The organism is Streptomyces sp. NPDC002734 (assembly GCF_040295685.1).
Taxonomy (GTDB): domain Bacteria; phylum Actinomycetota; class Actinomycetes; order Streptomycetales; family Streptomycetaceae; genus Streptomyces.
In genome coordinates, this window is sequence record NZ_JBEOVU010000003.1 from 323,662 (window position 1) to 336,986 (window position 13,325).

16 protein-coding genes are annotated in these 13,325 nt (G+C 70.0%); 5 read left to right on the forward strand and 11 right to left on the reverse strand.

All coding sequences use genetic code 11. From position 1 onward, the window contains the following. Positions 1-251 precede the first annotated feature (251 nt). The 5 genes from rpsB to ABT026_RS04815 all read left to right on the forward strand — a co-directional run bounded on the left by rpsB (position 252) and on the right by ABT026_RS04815 (position 5,190). A complete protein-coding gene (gene rpsB, locus ABT026_RS04795) occupies positions 252-1,175 on the forward strand; it encodes a 30S ribosomal protein S2 (RefSeq protein ID WP_351112141.1) in 924 nt (307 codons plus the stop codon). Positions 1,176-1,399: 224 nt separating this feature from the next. Then, entirely contained in the window at positions 1,400-2,236 is an 837-nt protein-coding gene (tsf, locus tag ABT026_RS04800) for a translation elongation factor Ts (protein WP_351112143.1), read from the forward strand. A 191-nt stretch (positions 2,237-2,427) separates the two neighbouring features. Next, positions 2,428-3,186: a UMP kinase gene (gene pyrH, locus ABT026_RS04805; RefSeq protein WP_351112145.1), complete on the forward strand. Its 759-nt coding sequence runs from the start codon at positions 2,428-2,430 to the stop codon at positions 3,184-3,186. Positions 3,187-3,364: 178 nt separating this feature from the next. After that, positions 3,365-3,922 (forward strand): ribosome recycling factor, encoded by a 558-nt coding sequence (gene frr, locus ABT026_RS04810; RefSeq protein WP_166020979.1) that lies wholly within the window; start codon positions 3,365-3,367, stop codon positions 3,920-3,922. Next, on the forward strand, positions 3,922-5,190 hold the full coding sequence (locus tag ABT026_RS04815) for a phosphatidate cytidylyltransferase (protein ID WP_351112147.1): 1,269 nt from the start codon (positions 3,922-3,924) through the stop codon (positions 5,188-5,190). Before frr ends, ABT026_RS04815 begins: the two co-directional genes overlap by 1 nt. Positions 5,191-6,367: 1,177 nt before the next feature. Here ABT026_RS04815 and ABT026_RS04820 read toward each other — a convergent pair. From ABT026_RS04820 to ABT026_RS04870, 11 genes are all read right to left on the reverse strand, one after another. Continuing rightward, positions 6,368-7,591: a tyrosine-type recombinase/integrase gene (locus ABT026_RS04820; protein ID WP_351112149.1), complete on the reverse strand. Its 1,224-nt coding sequence runs from the start codon at positions 7,589-7,591 to the stop codon at positions 6,368-6,370. Then, positions 7,591-7,788 carry a helix-turn-helix transcriptional regulator gene (locus ABT026_RS04825; protein WP_351112208.1) on the reverse strand — a complete coding sequence of 66 codons (198 nt, stop codon included), beginning with the start codon at positions 7,786-7,788 and terminating at the stop codon, positions 7,591-7,593. Before ABT026_RS04825 ends, ABT026_RS04820 begins: the two co-directional genes overlap by 1 nt. 2 nt (positions 7,789-7,790) lie before the next feature. Further along, positions 7,791-9,167 (reverse strand): replication initiator protein RepSA, encoded by a 1,377-nt coding sequence (repSA, locus tag ABT026_RS04830; protein ID WP_351112151.1) that lies wholly within the window; start codon positions 9,165-9,167, stop codon positions 7,791-7,793. Then, positions 9,160-9,345 carry a hypothetical protein gene (locus ABT026_RS04835; RefSeq protein WP_351112153.1) on the reverse strand — a complete coding sequence of 62 codons (186 nt, stop codon included), beginning with the start codon at positions 9,343-9,345 and terminating at the stop codon, positions 9,160-9,162. Before ABT026_RS04835 ends, repSA begins: the two co-directional genes overlap by 8 nt. 86 nt (positions 9,346-9,431) lie before the next feature. Further along, positions 9,432-9,986, reverse strand: a complete 555-nt coding sequence (locus ABT026_RS04840) for a GGDEF domain-containing protein (protein WP_351112155.1) — start codon at positions 9,984-9,986, stop codon at positions 9,432-9,434. Between the two features lie 90 nt (positions 9,987-10,076). Next, entirely contained in the window at positions 10,077-10,403 is a 327-nt protein-coding gene (locus ABT026_RS04845; RefSeq protein ID WP_351112157.1) for a SpdD-like protein, read from the reverse strand. Between the two features lie 12 nt (positions 10,404-10,415). Next, positions 10,416-10,571 carry a hypothetical protein gene (locus tag ABT026_RS04850; protein ID WP_351112159.1) on the reverse strand — a complete coding sequence of 52 codons (156 nt, stop codon included), beginning with the start codon at positions 10,569-10,571 and terminating at the stop codon, positions 10,416-10,418. Positions 10,572-10,584: 13 nt separating this feature from the next. Then, on the reverse strand, positions 10,585-10,776 hold the full coding sequence (locus ABT026_RS04855) for a mobile element transfer protein (RefSeq protein WP_151775491.1): 192 nt from the start codon (positions 10,774-10,776) through the stop codon (positions 10,585-10,587). 19 nt (positions 10,777-10,795) lie between these two features. Beyond that, positions 10,796-11,479: a DUF2637 domain-containing protein gene (locus ABT026_RS04860; protein WP_351112161.1), complete on the reverse strand. Its 684-nt coding sequence runs from the start codon at positions 11,477-11,479 to the stop codon at positions 10,796-10,798. Positions 11,480-11,497: 18 nt separating this feature from the next. Next, positions 11,498-12,853 carry an FtsK/SpoIIIE domain-containing protein gene (locus tag ABT026_RS04865; protein ID WP_351112163.1) on the reverse strand — a complete coding sequence of 452 codons (1,356 nt, stop codon included), beginning with the start codon at positions 12,851-12,853 and terminating at the stop codon, positions 11,498-11,500. A gap of 3 nt (positions 12,854-12,856) precedes the next feature. Then, complete coding sequence (locus tag ABT026_RS04870) at positions 12,857-13,210, reverse strand: SCO3933 family regulatory protein (protein ID WP_351112165.1); 354 nt, start codon at positions 13,208-13,210, stop codon at positions 12,857-12,859. Positions 13,211-13,325 lie beyond the last annotated feature (115 nt).

Below are 13,325 nucleotides of genomic sequence, written 5' to 3' on the forward strand. Positions count from 1 at the left end.
CCGCCCCGGCCTGTGGACTACCTGCCGGTTGTGGACGGCGGCGTCACTCGGGGCCCCGGCAGTCCCGTACACTTTCTACGGCGATCCGGGTCACCGGGTCGACTTCGCACGCCTCGATGAGGGCCCCGGCGCAAGCCGGTGGCCTGGGTCGGCGCCCCTCGGTCCTTTGTGGCAGGGCGTCGTACGCGGGCGTCAGGCGCGGATGCCGTCCGGTGTCCGCGGCACAACCGAGAATCTCAAGGAGAACGGCCATGGCCGTCGTCACGATGCGGGAGCTGCTGGAAAGCGGCGTCCACTTCGGTCACCAGACCCGTCGCTGGAACCCGAAGATGAAGCGCTTCATCTTCACCGAGCGCAACGGCATCTACATCATCGACCTGCTCCAGTCGCTGTCGTACATCGACCGCGCCTACGAGTTCGTCAAGGAGACCGTCGCCCACGGCGGCACGGTCATGTTCGTCGGCACGAAGAAGCAGGCGCAGGAGGCCATCGCCGAGCAGGCGACCCGTGTCGGCATGCCTTACGTCAACCAGCGCTGGCTGGGCGGCATGCTCACCAACTTCTCGACCGTCTACAAGCGTCTGCAGCGCCTCAAGGAGCTCGAGCAGATCGACTTCGAGGACGTCGCCGCGTCGGGTCTGACCAAGAAGGAGCTCCTGGTCCTCTCCCGCGAGAAGGCCAAGCTGGAGAAGACCCTCGGCGGTATCCGCGAGATGCAGAAGGTGCCCAGCGCCGTCTGGATCGTGGACACCAAGAAGGAGCACATCGCGGTCGGCGAGGCCCGGAAGCTCAACATCCCGGTCGTCGCCATCCTCGACACCAACTGCGACCCCGACGAGGTCGACTACAAGATCCCGGGCAACGACGACGCGATCCGCTCCGTCACCCTGCTCACCCGCGTGATCGCCGACGCCGTGGCGGAGGGCCTGATGTCCCGTTCCGGCGCCGCCGAGAACAAGGGCGAGAAGGCCGCCGGCGAGCCGCTGGCCGAGTGGGAGCGCGACCTGCTCGAGGGCGACAAGAAGACCGACGCCGACGCCGACGCCGAGGCCGAGAAGCCGGCTGACGCCGAGAAGCCGGCCGAGGCCCCCGAGGCCCCCGCCGCCGAGGCCCCCGCGGCCGAGGAGGCGCCCGCCGCCGAGGCCGAGAAGCCCGCCGAGGGCGAGCAGGCCTGACACCCGGTCCCCGGACCGTGAGGTCCGGGGCGGCGATGCCCGTACGGCTGATCGTGTGACCACACGGCGGGCGGCGCCCTCCGCGCCGCCCGCCGTGTCGGTCGATCCGCACCGCGTCGGAACCCCGGCTCCGCCGGATCCACGACCGTGCCGGATCCGCGACCGTGCCGTCCGGGCCGTAGATCTTCCATTCGCACTCGTACTCCGAGAAGAGAAGCACAGACATGGCGAACTACACCGCCGCCGACGTCAAGAAGCTGCGTGAGCTCACCGGCGCCGGCATGATGGACTGCAAGAAGGCCCTCGACGAGGCCAGCGGCGACGTGGACGCGGCCGTCGAGGCGCTCCGCATCAAGGGCCAGAAGGGCGTCGCCAAGCGCGAGGGCCGTTCCGCCGAGAACGGCGCCGTCGTCGAGATCATCGCCGACGACAACTCCGCCGGCGTCATCGTCGAGCTGAAGTGCGAGACGGACTTCGTCGCCAAGGGCGAGAAGTTCCAGGCCGTGGCCAATGCCATCGCCGAGCACATCGTGAAGACCTCCCCGGCGGACATCGACGCCCTGCTCGCCTCCGAGATCGAGGCCGGCAAGACCGTCCAGGCGTTCGTGGACGAGGCCAACGCGAACCTGGGCGAGAAGATCGTCCTGGACCGCTTCGCCCAGTTCAAGGACGGCTACGTCCTGGCGTACATGCACCGCACCATGCCGGACCTGCCCCCGCAGATCGGTGTCCTCGTCGAGCTCGACAAGGAGAACGCCGAGGTCGCGAAGGGCATCGCCCAGCACATCGCCGCGTTCGCGCCGCAGTGGCTCTCCAAGGAGGACGTCCCGGCCGACGTCGTCGACAAGGAGCGCCGCATCGCCGAGGAGACCACCCGCGCCGAGGGCAAGCCCGAGGCCGCGATCGCCAAGATCGTCGAGGGTCGTGTCAACGGCTTCTTCAAGGACGCCACCCTGCTGGGCCAGCCGTACGCGCTGGACAACAAGAAGTCCGTCCAGAAGGTCCTGGACGAGGCCGGTGTCACCCTGAAGCGCTTCGCGCGCATCAAGGTCGGCATCTGAGTCAGTACCGTGATCGGCGCATCCGACCGCTAAGGTCGGAAGCAGTCGTCCGGGTACGCCGCCGCGCACTCGCGCGTGGCGGGCGACAACAGATCTGACGAGGGAGGCCATTGCCGCATGGGATGCGAATCACACCCCACCGGCAATGGCCTTCTTCGTGTGTGTGCACTGCAAACGAAGTGAGAGTCCCCATGACCACGAAGGCCGAGAAGAGCGACGACGGCAATGTACGCGGCCGGTATCTGCTGAAGCTGTCCGGCGAGGCGTTCGCCGGCGGTGGCGGACTCGGCGTCGACCCGGACGTGGTGCACGCCATCGCGCGCGAGATCGCCGCCGTGGTCCGGGACGGTGCGGAGATCGCCGTCGTCATCGGTGGCGGCAACTTCTTCCGCGGCGCGGAGCTGCAGCAGCGCGGCATGGACCGCGCCCGATCCGACTACATGGGCATGCTCGGCACGGTGATGAACTGCCTCGCCCTCCAGGACTTCCTGGAGAAGGAGGGCATCGACTCGCGTGTCCAGACGGCGATCACCATGGGCCAGGTCGCCGAGCCCTACATCCCCCTGCGCGCCGTGCGGCACTTGGAGAAGGGCCGTGTGGTCATCTTCGGCGCCGGTATGGGCATGCCCTACTTCTCCACCGACACCACCGCGGCCCAGCGCGCACTGGAGATCGACGCCGAGGCCCTGCTGATGGGCAAGAACGGCGTCGACGGGGTCTACGACTCCGACCCCCGCACCAACCCGTCCGCGGTCAAGTACGACGCGCTGAGCTACGGCGAGGTCATCACCCGCGACCTCAAGGTCGCCGACATGACCGCCATCACGCTGTGCCGCGACAACGACCTGCCGATCCTCGTCTTCGAACTGCTGTCGGCGGGCAATATCGCCAGGGCCGTCAATGGTGAGAAGATCGGCACGCTCGTGGGCGACGCGGGCGGCCGGGACTGACCGGCGAACCTCGCCCGGCCGTGCCGGGTGAGGTCCCTGGTCCGGGCGACGTCCCGGCCGGGGGATGGACAATGTCCTGCCGGTCCGGAACCGTGCAGGAAGAAGACGCGACGCAACCGTCCGCCGGCGCGCACAGGAGTGGCGGACGGGCCTACTTCAAGACACGCAGGAGCAAGTGGTGATCGAAGAGACCCTCCTCGAGGCCGAGGAGAAGATGGAGAAGGCCGTCGTGGTCGCCAAGGAGGACTTCGCCGCGATCCGCACCGGCCGTGCGCACCCGGCGATGTTCAACAAGATCGTGGCCGACTACTACGGCGCGCTGACGCCGATCAACCAGCTGGCCTCGTTCTCCGTGCCGGAGCCGCGCATGGCCGTGGTGACCCCGTTCGACAAGAGCGCGCTGCGCAACATCGAGCAGGCGATCCGGGACTCCGACCTCGGCGTGAACCCGAGCAACGACGGCAACATCATCCGCGTGACGTTCCCCGAGCTGACCGAGGAGCGCCGTCGCGACTACATCAAGGTCGCGAAGACCAAGGGTGAGGACGCCAAGGTCTCGATCCGTTCCGTGCGCCGCAAGGCCAAGGACGCCATCGACAAGCTGGTGAAGGACGGCGAGGTCGGCGAGGACGAGGGCCGTCGCGCCGAGAAGGAGCTGGACGACACCACCGCCAAGTACGTCGCCCAGGTCGACGAGCTGCTCAAGCACAAGGAAGCGGAGCTGCTCGAAGTCTGATGAACGACTCTTCCTGGGGGGCGCCGCCGCAGGCAGGACACGGGTGGCCGTCCGAGCACGAGCAGAGGTATGGACCGCCCGGCGGCCCCGTCCAGGGAGCTGTTCCGACGGGTCCGGCGTACGATGCGCATGCGGCGCACGCGCCGCACGAGTCGTATGCGGCGCCGGTGGCGCAGGACGTCCCCGTGGCGTCCGGGCCGTACGGCGCCTACGGGCAGCCGTTCGGCGCGCCCGCGCAGGAGGGTGTCGTCCCCGCACAGCACGGGGCCGCGCGTCGGAGCACCGCGGGGCATGTGATCGCGGAGCACGGGGCATTCGTGCCGCAGGGTGACGCCGTCCAGCACACCCGCCCCATGCCCGTCGTCAGCGAGAAGCCGCAGGAGCCCATGTCCGACGCCTCCCAGCCGCCCCCGGCCGCCCCGCACGGGCCCGAGGAACCGCGGCAGCGGAAGAAGAAGAGCGCGGGACGCGACCTCGGTGCGGCGATAGGGGTCGGCGTCGGACTCGGCGCCGTCGTCCTGGTCGCGCTCTTCGTCGTGAAGGCCGTCTTCGTCGGGGTCGTGGTGGCCGCGGTGGCCGTCGGTCTGTGGGAGCTCACCTCACGGCTCGCCGAGCGCAAGGGGATCAAGGCGCCGCAGGTGCCGCTGATCGCCGGCGGCGCGGCGATGGTGATCGCCGGGTACGCGGCGGGCCCCGAGGGCGCCTGGGTGGCCACGGCGTTCACCGCGCTGGCGGTGATGGTGTGGCGGATGACCTCCCCGCCGCAGGACTACCTGCGGGACGTCACGGCCGGCCTGTTCGCCACGTTCTACGTGCCGTTCCTGGCGACCTTCGTCTCCCTCATGCTGACCGCCGACGACGGTCCGCAGCGGGTGCTCACCTTCGTCCTGCTGACCATCGTCAGCGACACGGGCGCCTACGCGGTGGGCTGGCGGTTCGGCACCCACAAGCTGGCGCCGAGGATCAGCCCCGGCAAGACCCGCGAGGGCCTGCTCGGCGCGATCGGCTTCTCCATGGTCGCGGGCGTGCTCTGCATGACGCTGCTGGTGGACGACGGTGCCTGGTGGCAGGGCCTGCTGCTGGGCGCGGCCGTCGCGATCAGCGCCACGCTGGGCGACCTCGGCGAGTCGATGATCAAGCGGGACCTGGGCATCAAGGACATGGGCGCGCTGCTGCCGGGCCACGGCGGCATCATGGACCGCCTGGACTCCCTCCTCCCCACGGCCCCCGTGGTCTGGCTCCTCCTGGAGATCTTCGTCGGCAGCTGACCGCAGCCGACCCCGCCGCGGAACCGTTCCACCGAAGCCCCGCTCCGCCGCCCCGTCCGGGGCGCGAAGCGGGGCTTCGCCGTTCCTCGCGCCCCGCCGGCCCGTCCCGCGTGACCCGGGCAGGGCGAGACCGGCGTCACCGTGACCGGCCCCGGTGGGCCGACGGGTCACCCTTTTCGATCTGCCACACTGGTACAGCCATGCCTAAGCCCGGAGAACTCACCGCGCTTCAGCGCTCCTAGGTCTTCTAGCTGCGCTTTTGCCTCAGGTGCGAGGGAGGCAATGCCCTTCTGGGCCGTCCCTGGGCCGTCGGTGCGGTGCGGGTTCGCTCACCTCTGTATGAGCCGTAGCGCTGTGCGGGCTGAAGCAGGGCTTGGCGGACGCGGCCCGCGCCAAGGGGAAGAGCTGCGGTGTGTGCGGCGAGGCGACGGCCTGGTCGTTGCCGCGGTAGTGGGCACGCAGCGGGGCCACGACCCCCTTGTGGGATCTACAGGAAGTCGTTGGCACCCTCGGCGTGATCTCTGTCAGCTAATTTTTAGGTCCGTGGGAAGCGTTATTTTCAGGGTTGTACCACCCTAAAAAAGTGTCCGCGAGTCTTCGTAAGTATGTGACACGAGATTTGTGCGACGCTAGGGTAGATACATCGACGCACTTCGGGTGCGTCGTTCGGGATCTAGATCTGTTACGGAAGATCCGTCCCGATGTGAAGGGGGTCCCCTCCGCCCGCCAAAGCATCAGGGACCCCACGCGGACTAGCGGCCGTGTGAGCCGGTGAGGGGCAGAAGGGCGATGGCTGTAGCTACAGCCACGGCCACTTCCCAGACCAGACGCTTCACACGGCCGTAGTTCTTACCGGCGCGTGTGAGCGCGAGCCGTCTCCGGACCCACTTGTTAACCGCTGCACCATTTTCCGCCAAACGGCGCCAGAACTTCTTCATCGGGCTTCTTTCCGTGGGGCGGGCCCGTGCCCGACATCCTGGATGGATGTCCGTGCGACACAAAGCTTTGACCCACTGCACGAGAAAAGGTCCGTGATGAGCTCTGGGGATCTAGTAAACCGCCTCGCCGGCGTTATTGCGCCCGAACCGTGAACCCCGATGGGAATGCGTCGCAACAGCGTATTCATCGCGCATTCGCGGTGAGGAAATTGCCAAAGCTGAAGATCTTTCGATCAATTTCACAAAAGGGCTTCATCGATGGCTTTCTGTGTGCGTTCCTGGCTGGACGGCATGAGGTGCGCGTACACCCGCAGCGTCAGCCCGGGGTCGGCGTGCCCCAGGTACTCGCTCACGGCCTTGATGCTCTCGCCGGCGTCCAGGAGCAGCGAGGCGTAGAAGTGCCTCAGCGCGTGCATGCCGTGCTCCCGAGCGGACTGGTGCTTACCGTCCTCCCCGGCTTCCGGGATCAGTCCGGCCGACGCGAGGGCGGGCTTCCACTCCTGGATGTTGAAGTTGCTCCGCCAGACGAGTCCGCCCGCGGTGTTGGTGAACAGGAGACGGGCCGACACCCTGGGGCCGTCCGGCTTGCGCCAGGGCAAAGTGATCTCCACCGGCTTGAAGGCGTCCATGTGAGCACGCAGAGCCTCGGCCACCGACGGCGGCAACGGGACGTCCCGCTCCTTGTTGCACTTCGGCGGAGCGAACACGGCCTTGCCCCGGATCAGCTTCACCTGCCGGACCACGCGGAGGAGGCCGCCGTCGAAGTCGAGGGCATCCTCCGCCAGCCCCACGATCTCGCCCTGACGAAGCCCGCACCCGGCGCCCACGTCCACCATGGGCCGGTAGCGCCGGGGGAGTGCTGCACGGACCGCCCGGACCTGGGCGGGCAGCCAGGGCACGACACGGCGCTGCTCAGTGGCCGGCGGACGGACGGACTTCGCGGAGCACGGGTTCCGGGGCAACAGCCCGTCATCGACAGCCGCACTGAGGACGGCCCTCACGTCGCCGTAGATGTTCCGCGCGTAGCCGCCACTCACGGCCGGGTCGTTCTCCAACGCGCCCACCAGGCCCCGAATGTGCTCCGGACGGAACGAGTCCAGCGGCCGGGAGCCGATCAGCCGGAACGCGTGCAGGCGTAACCGCTGCTCCACCACCACCTGACTTGCCGGGTCGATGCCGTGCGTCTTGAGCCACTTCTCGGCATAGCCCTTGAAAGTGATCCGAGCCGCACGCGGGTCGATGTACCGGCCGCGGGACATGTCCGAGGCGATCTCGGTCAGCCACTGCTCAGCGAGGCGCTTCTGCCGGTCAGGGAAGCTCTTGGACTTCTCCGTGCCGTCGGGGCCGACGTACCGGGCCCGATAGCGCATGCCGGAGCCGTGGCGGTCGGTCTTGACCCTGACGGTCTTACCGTCCGGGCCGGTCTCGGTCCGGTACCAGCGGTCCTGCACATGTCCGGCCATCAGGCGGCCTCCCCGATCTGCGAGTCGACCCAGGCCCGCACGTCGGACGGGTCGAAGCGGAGGTGCCGGCCGACGCGGAAGCCGCGGGGACCGGTGCGCTTGCGCCGCCACTGATAGACCGTCTCGACGCTGGGCAGCTCGAACATCTCGACCAGGTCCTCAGGGGTCAGGAACCGGTTCGGCAGCTCCGAGGCCATGGTCAGCACTGCCTTTCGTTGGCGAGCTGGTCGCGCAGGGCTTCGCGGGCGGTTTCGCGATTGAGCTGGAGGCCGCGGGCGATGGTGGCGGCGAGGACGGATTCACCGGGGGTGTGGCCGTGGTCGGCGTACTGCCAGTCCGCGAGAATCAGGACGGTGTCCGGCTCGACGTCGTCCAGGCCGAGGGCGGCGTGCTCCTGGGCGGCGCGGTAGTCGGCGCGCGCCTGGCGCAGGACGCCGAGGGTGGTCGAGTAGCGGCGGGACTTGGTGGAGAAGTGACCGCGGAAGCCGAGCATGTGCGCCCAGGCCCACAACCGCCGGTCCGGATAGAGCGGGTCGAGTTGCTTGCAGGCTTCGATCAGGCGGCGGGTGTGGTCGGGCACGCCGTGCCGGTCGAGTTCGGAGAGTTCCCCGATGCGGCGGTCGAGGGTGCCGGTGTTCTCGGCGGCCTTGGTGGCGTACTTGGCGACGTAGGAGGCGACGGCCTGTTCGGTGATCTCGGAGCCATCGCCGAACGCCTTGACCGGCCGGACGTCGAGCTGGGTGCCCCAGCGGAAGGTCCGGGCCGGTTGGTCCTCCGCGGCCGGGACCGAGACCGAGGTGTAGGAGTGCGCGGCGGCGGCGCGGATCGCGTCGGCGAGCAGGTCGACGGTCGCCCAGGACGGCGGCGGGGTGTTGGGGCCGTCGGGTCCGTCGAGGCGGATCACGGCATGGAAGTGCAGGGCACCACGCTTCTGGAACTCGGCGACCTTGCCGTAGGACAGCCGGGCGCGCTCTTTCAGCTCTCGTTGGGTGAGGCCGGCGCGGGCGGCGATCTCGCGGCGGAGCCGGTTGGTGAAGCGCTGCCAGAGCTGCCCGGCGTGGTTGTTGAACAGCACCGCGCCCGCGTAGTCGTACGTTGCCGGGTCGAGGGCGGTGCCCAGGACGGGATCGTCCTCCTGGTGGTGGGTGCCGCAGCGGCAGACGCCGCGATCGGGCCGGTTGTGCACCGGGCCGAACGAGGGCGCGGTGAGGGTGGCGAAGACGCGGGGATGGTCGCGGACGGTGGCGGGGATGTCCCGGCGGTCGTCACCGGCGAGCCCGGCGCGGATGAGGTGGTAGGTATCGCCCGCATACGTCCAGGCGCAGGACGGGCAGCGGGAGGCGCGGCGGTTGCCGCAGGCCAGGCGGAGCCGTCCGCCCGGTTCGGTCTTGGTGGAGTAGTGGTGCAGGGTCTCGCCGCTGGTCTTGTCCTTGTGGAGCACCCAGCCGGTCAGGTGGATCGGGTCGGCGCAGCCGCCGGTGCGGCGGATCTGTTCTTCCCAGCGGTGGAAGTCGGAAGCCGAAGCCACCCTCAGCAGGTCGCCGAGGGTGGTCGGGTCGAGCAGCGTCTCAGGCACGAATGCCCTCCTGGACGCGGCGGACGGGAACGGTGCCGGCACCGCGGCAGGCCGGGCAGTCGACGGTGATGATGCGCAGGTGACCGCGTGCGTCACGGCCGCCGATGGTGACGGCGGCGGAGGCGATGCCGTCACAGGCCGGGCAGATCCTCGGCGCAGGCGGAGTGTGCTGGGCCATGATGGGGGTTCCTTTCGATTGCGGTTGGAAGGAACGGCCCCGGGTGGCGGCGTGCTTTGGCGGCTTGTGCGCCACCCGGCGGCCGGTCAGCGAGAGACGTGCAAGCCGCCCCGGCGGCTACGGCCCTTGGCCGCGTACATGGCCGCGTCGGCGGTAGCGAGGGCATCCGTCAGAGCAGGCACCGGCAGCTCGGCGAGGCGGCAGGCGCCGACCGAGGCGGCCAGCGGCAGCGACGTTCCGGCGTAGGACAGCGGCTGGTGCAGTGCGGCGGTGAGCGCGTCCAGGTCGGCGACGGCCAGGTCCTGGACGACGGCGACGAACTCGTCCCCGCCCAGACGGCCTGCGATGCCGTGGCGTCCGCACCAGGCCCGGAGTCGGTCGGCGGTCGCGACGAGGGCGGCGTCCCCGGCGGCGTGGCCGTGGGTGTCGTTGAGGGTCTTGAAGTGGTCGAGGTCGACCAGGAGCACGGCCGCAGCCGGGTGCCGGCGGATGAGGTGTTCGGCGCGGATGGTCCATCCGGCGCGGGTGTGCAGGCCGGTGAGCGGGTCGCGGCGGGCGGAGGAGAGCTGGTGGGTGAGGAGGCTCCCGTGCACGGCCCAGCCGAGTAACGGCACCAGGCTGGCGGCTGTCTGCAGATCCATGACGTTCCCCTTCAGCGATGGCGGTTGGTGAGGTGAGGGTCCTGGTGGCGGCGGCGTGCTTGGCGGCTTGTGCGTCGCCCCCAGGACCGTTCAGCGGCGCTTGGCGTCGGAGGCGAGGAGCGAGCCCAGGACGACCGCGCAGACGGCGACCGAGGCCGCGGTGACGGCGACCGCCAGGAGCATGGAGACCAGGACGGTGCCGACGACCAGGACCACGGCGGTACCGCCGCCGACGAGGGCGAGCGCGGTGCCGGGGGTGAGCTGGACCGTCGGCCGGGTCGAGACCGGGACCGGGGCGGCGGATGCCGGCGGCGGGGTCGGGGTGCCCGGGGTGATGGTGGTCGGCTCGACGACGACCGCGGGCGGGGTGACCTGGCCGGTGGGCTGGGGCATGGCCGGGAGCTTGGGCCGGAACATGAGCGGATCTCCTTACTTGACGGCGGTGTCGATGGCCGGGGCGAGGAGGCTGTCGGCGAGGAGGTAGCCGCCCAGCAGGAGCACTGCGACGAGCCACCAGGGTGGGCGGATGAGCTTGATGCCGAGTGCGCCGACGACGGTCAGGGCGAGCCAGAGCGGGACGTCCATGGCGGTTGGCCTCCTAGCGGACTTTGCAGCGGTGGGTGCGGGCGGCGAGCTGGGCGGCGGACTGGCTGGAGTAGTCGGCGGACCAGCCGCAGTCGTCGGAGCTGCACACGGCGGCGTGCTTGGTCTGGCCGTTGCGGTCGCGGTGGGTGCCGATCTGCACCGGGCCGATCCGCAGCACGGAGTGGAAGAAGTCGCGGGCAGGCATGAAGGGGTTTCCTTTCGGGTCAGGTGAGCTGGGCGGCTATGGCGTCGGCCAGGTGCGGCGGAACGCCGAGGCGGGCGCGCAGGGTGTCGGTGTCGATCCGGGCACCGGTGCGGGCGTGGTGGTCGGCGGCGACCTTGCGGGCGTGGTCGACCAGCGCGGCCGGGACCGGCACCGCCGGGCGGGGTGCCGCGGTGGGCAGGGCCGGGGTCTCCTCGGGCGCCGGGACCGCGACGGGCTCGGGCACCGGGTCCGGCTCAGTGGCGGCGACCGGTTCGCGCTCCACTTCCGGCTCGGGTTCCGGGGTCGGGGCGGCGGGTGCCGGCGCTTCCGGCTCCGTGGCGGTGGGTGAGTGGGCGAGGAGGGTGCCGCCCATGAAGGCCAGGGCGGGCCAGGCGGCGACGAGGATGCGCAGCCAGTCCGGGACGTCGTCGAGGTCGAGGAGTCCGGCGGTGGCGACGTTGGCACCGAGGGAGGCCACGAGAGCGATCAGGAACCAGCACCAGGCCAACCGGGATGGGCCGTCCGAGCGCAGCTGACGCCAGGCGGCGACCAGGAGCAGGTCCACCGAGACCGGGTAGGCCCAGGCTTTCCAGCCGTCTTGTCCGGCAGCGGCGGCCAGGTCGTGCAGGTGGGCGAAGGACAGTGCACCGGCGATGACGGCCTGGACCAGGACGGCATCCACGCGCAGCGGCAAACGGGGCATGGCGAACCTCCGGGAAGGTCAGGCGGCGGCCGGGGCCGACTCGTCTGCTGGGGTCGGAACCGGGGCGAGGGTGCCGAGCGCCGGGCGGAACGGCGCGAGGGCGGGGACGTCCGGGGTCAGGTCGGCGTGTCGGTTGCAGGCGTTCACGGCTTGGCGCAGCGAGGTGTGCGGGGCGCGGATCCGGGCCCATCCGCCGCTCGAATCGCCGGTGATGGCGACGCCGGGGGTGTCGGTGGGGATCTGGATTGCGGCCAGCACGGCGTCCGGGGCGATGTCGCCGAAGGCCATGGTTGCCGAGGACTCGTCGTTGACGCGGTGCGCGGTGCGGCCGGTGAGCTGGGCGCGGAGCATGGTGATGCCCTTGCCGAGTTCCGAGCCGAAGCGCTGCCCGCAGATCTCCAGGTAGATGCCGGCCGCACGACCGAGCTGGGCGAGCCGGGCCAGGGCGGTGATGATCCGGTCCCGTCGCTTCTCCTCCTCCTTGTTGGCGAAGAGGGCGAGTTCGGCGACCTCGTCGACCAGGACCACGATGGGCACCGGCCGCAAGTTTTCGGGGAGGTCCCAGATGTCGGCGGCGATCTCCGCGTCCGGCACGTCGGCGGTGATCCGTTGCTCGGCCCGGATGAGCTGGTAGACGTCCTGCATGTGGGACACGAGCGCGTCGAGGAGTTCGGCGGCGGTGTCGGGGTTGTCGGCGAGCGCGGAGAACCGGCGGGCCAGCGGGAACAGCTCGACGCCCTGTTTGCAGTCGATGCCGACCAGGGCGACCCGTTGCGGGGCGAGCGCCGCCACGAGGTTGCGCTGGTAGACCGACTTGCCGGACTCCGTGGCACCGAGGGTGAGCGCATGCGGCACGGTGCGGTAGTCGCGGTAGTGGACGGCTCCGTCCTCGCGCAGGGCGACCGGGACCCGCATCGGTCGGGCGTCGACGAGGGCAGGCATCTGCACCCGCTTGAGCACGTCGTAGCCGGTCATCCGCAGCTCGACCACACCTGAGCGCAGTTCACGGGAGGTGACCCCGTACATGGCGAACGAGTGCCGCAGCCGATCACACGAGGCCGCCACGTCGAAGGCGTCCTGACCGGGGCGGAGCTTGAGCCGGAGCACCAGGCCGGTCCGGGTCACCCGCACCCGCAGGATGCGCGGAGCACGAGGACCGGGAACGGGCCGGTTGGTCATCCGGGCCAGGGACAGCCGCCAGCGGGGGGCCGGGACCGTCAGGCCGCAGGCGTCCATGACCGAGCCGTAGCGGACCAGGACCCGCAGCGCGGCGAGGGTGACCCCGAAGGTCAGCCAGTACCAGGCGGGACGCCGCCACCGCAGGAGACCTGCAGCGGCGACGACCAGCACCAGGGCGACTAACAGCCACGTCATGACTCAGGCCGCCTTCGAGGCAGAAGCGCCGGCGGCGAGCGAGGTCACCGCGACCGCGCGGAAGGCGATCCCGTGCCGCTTCTGGCCGTTGAACTCGTTCTCCCACGCCGAGGCGACCAGGCCGGTCAGCGCGACCGGGGTGCCCATGGTCAGGTCCTCGGAGACGCCGGGCTGCGGGACGGTGAGCTTGAGGATCTCGACCTCGTCGGGCGTGGAGAACATGACCTCCACGGTCATCAGCGTGACGCCGTCCTTGTCGGTGGCGATCTCACCGGTCCGGCGGTCCTTGACCTTGGGCTGCGGGGCCTTGGCGACCATCACGGTCGCGTTGGTGGTGTCCACGGGGATCTGACGCACGAAGATCACTCCTCTAGAAGTGTTCGACTCCGTCACTCATGTATAGGAGTGACGATATGAAGAGTGCACGACTCCTATACATGAGTCAACCCGCCGAGACGAAGAAGTCCCGGCG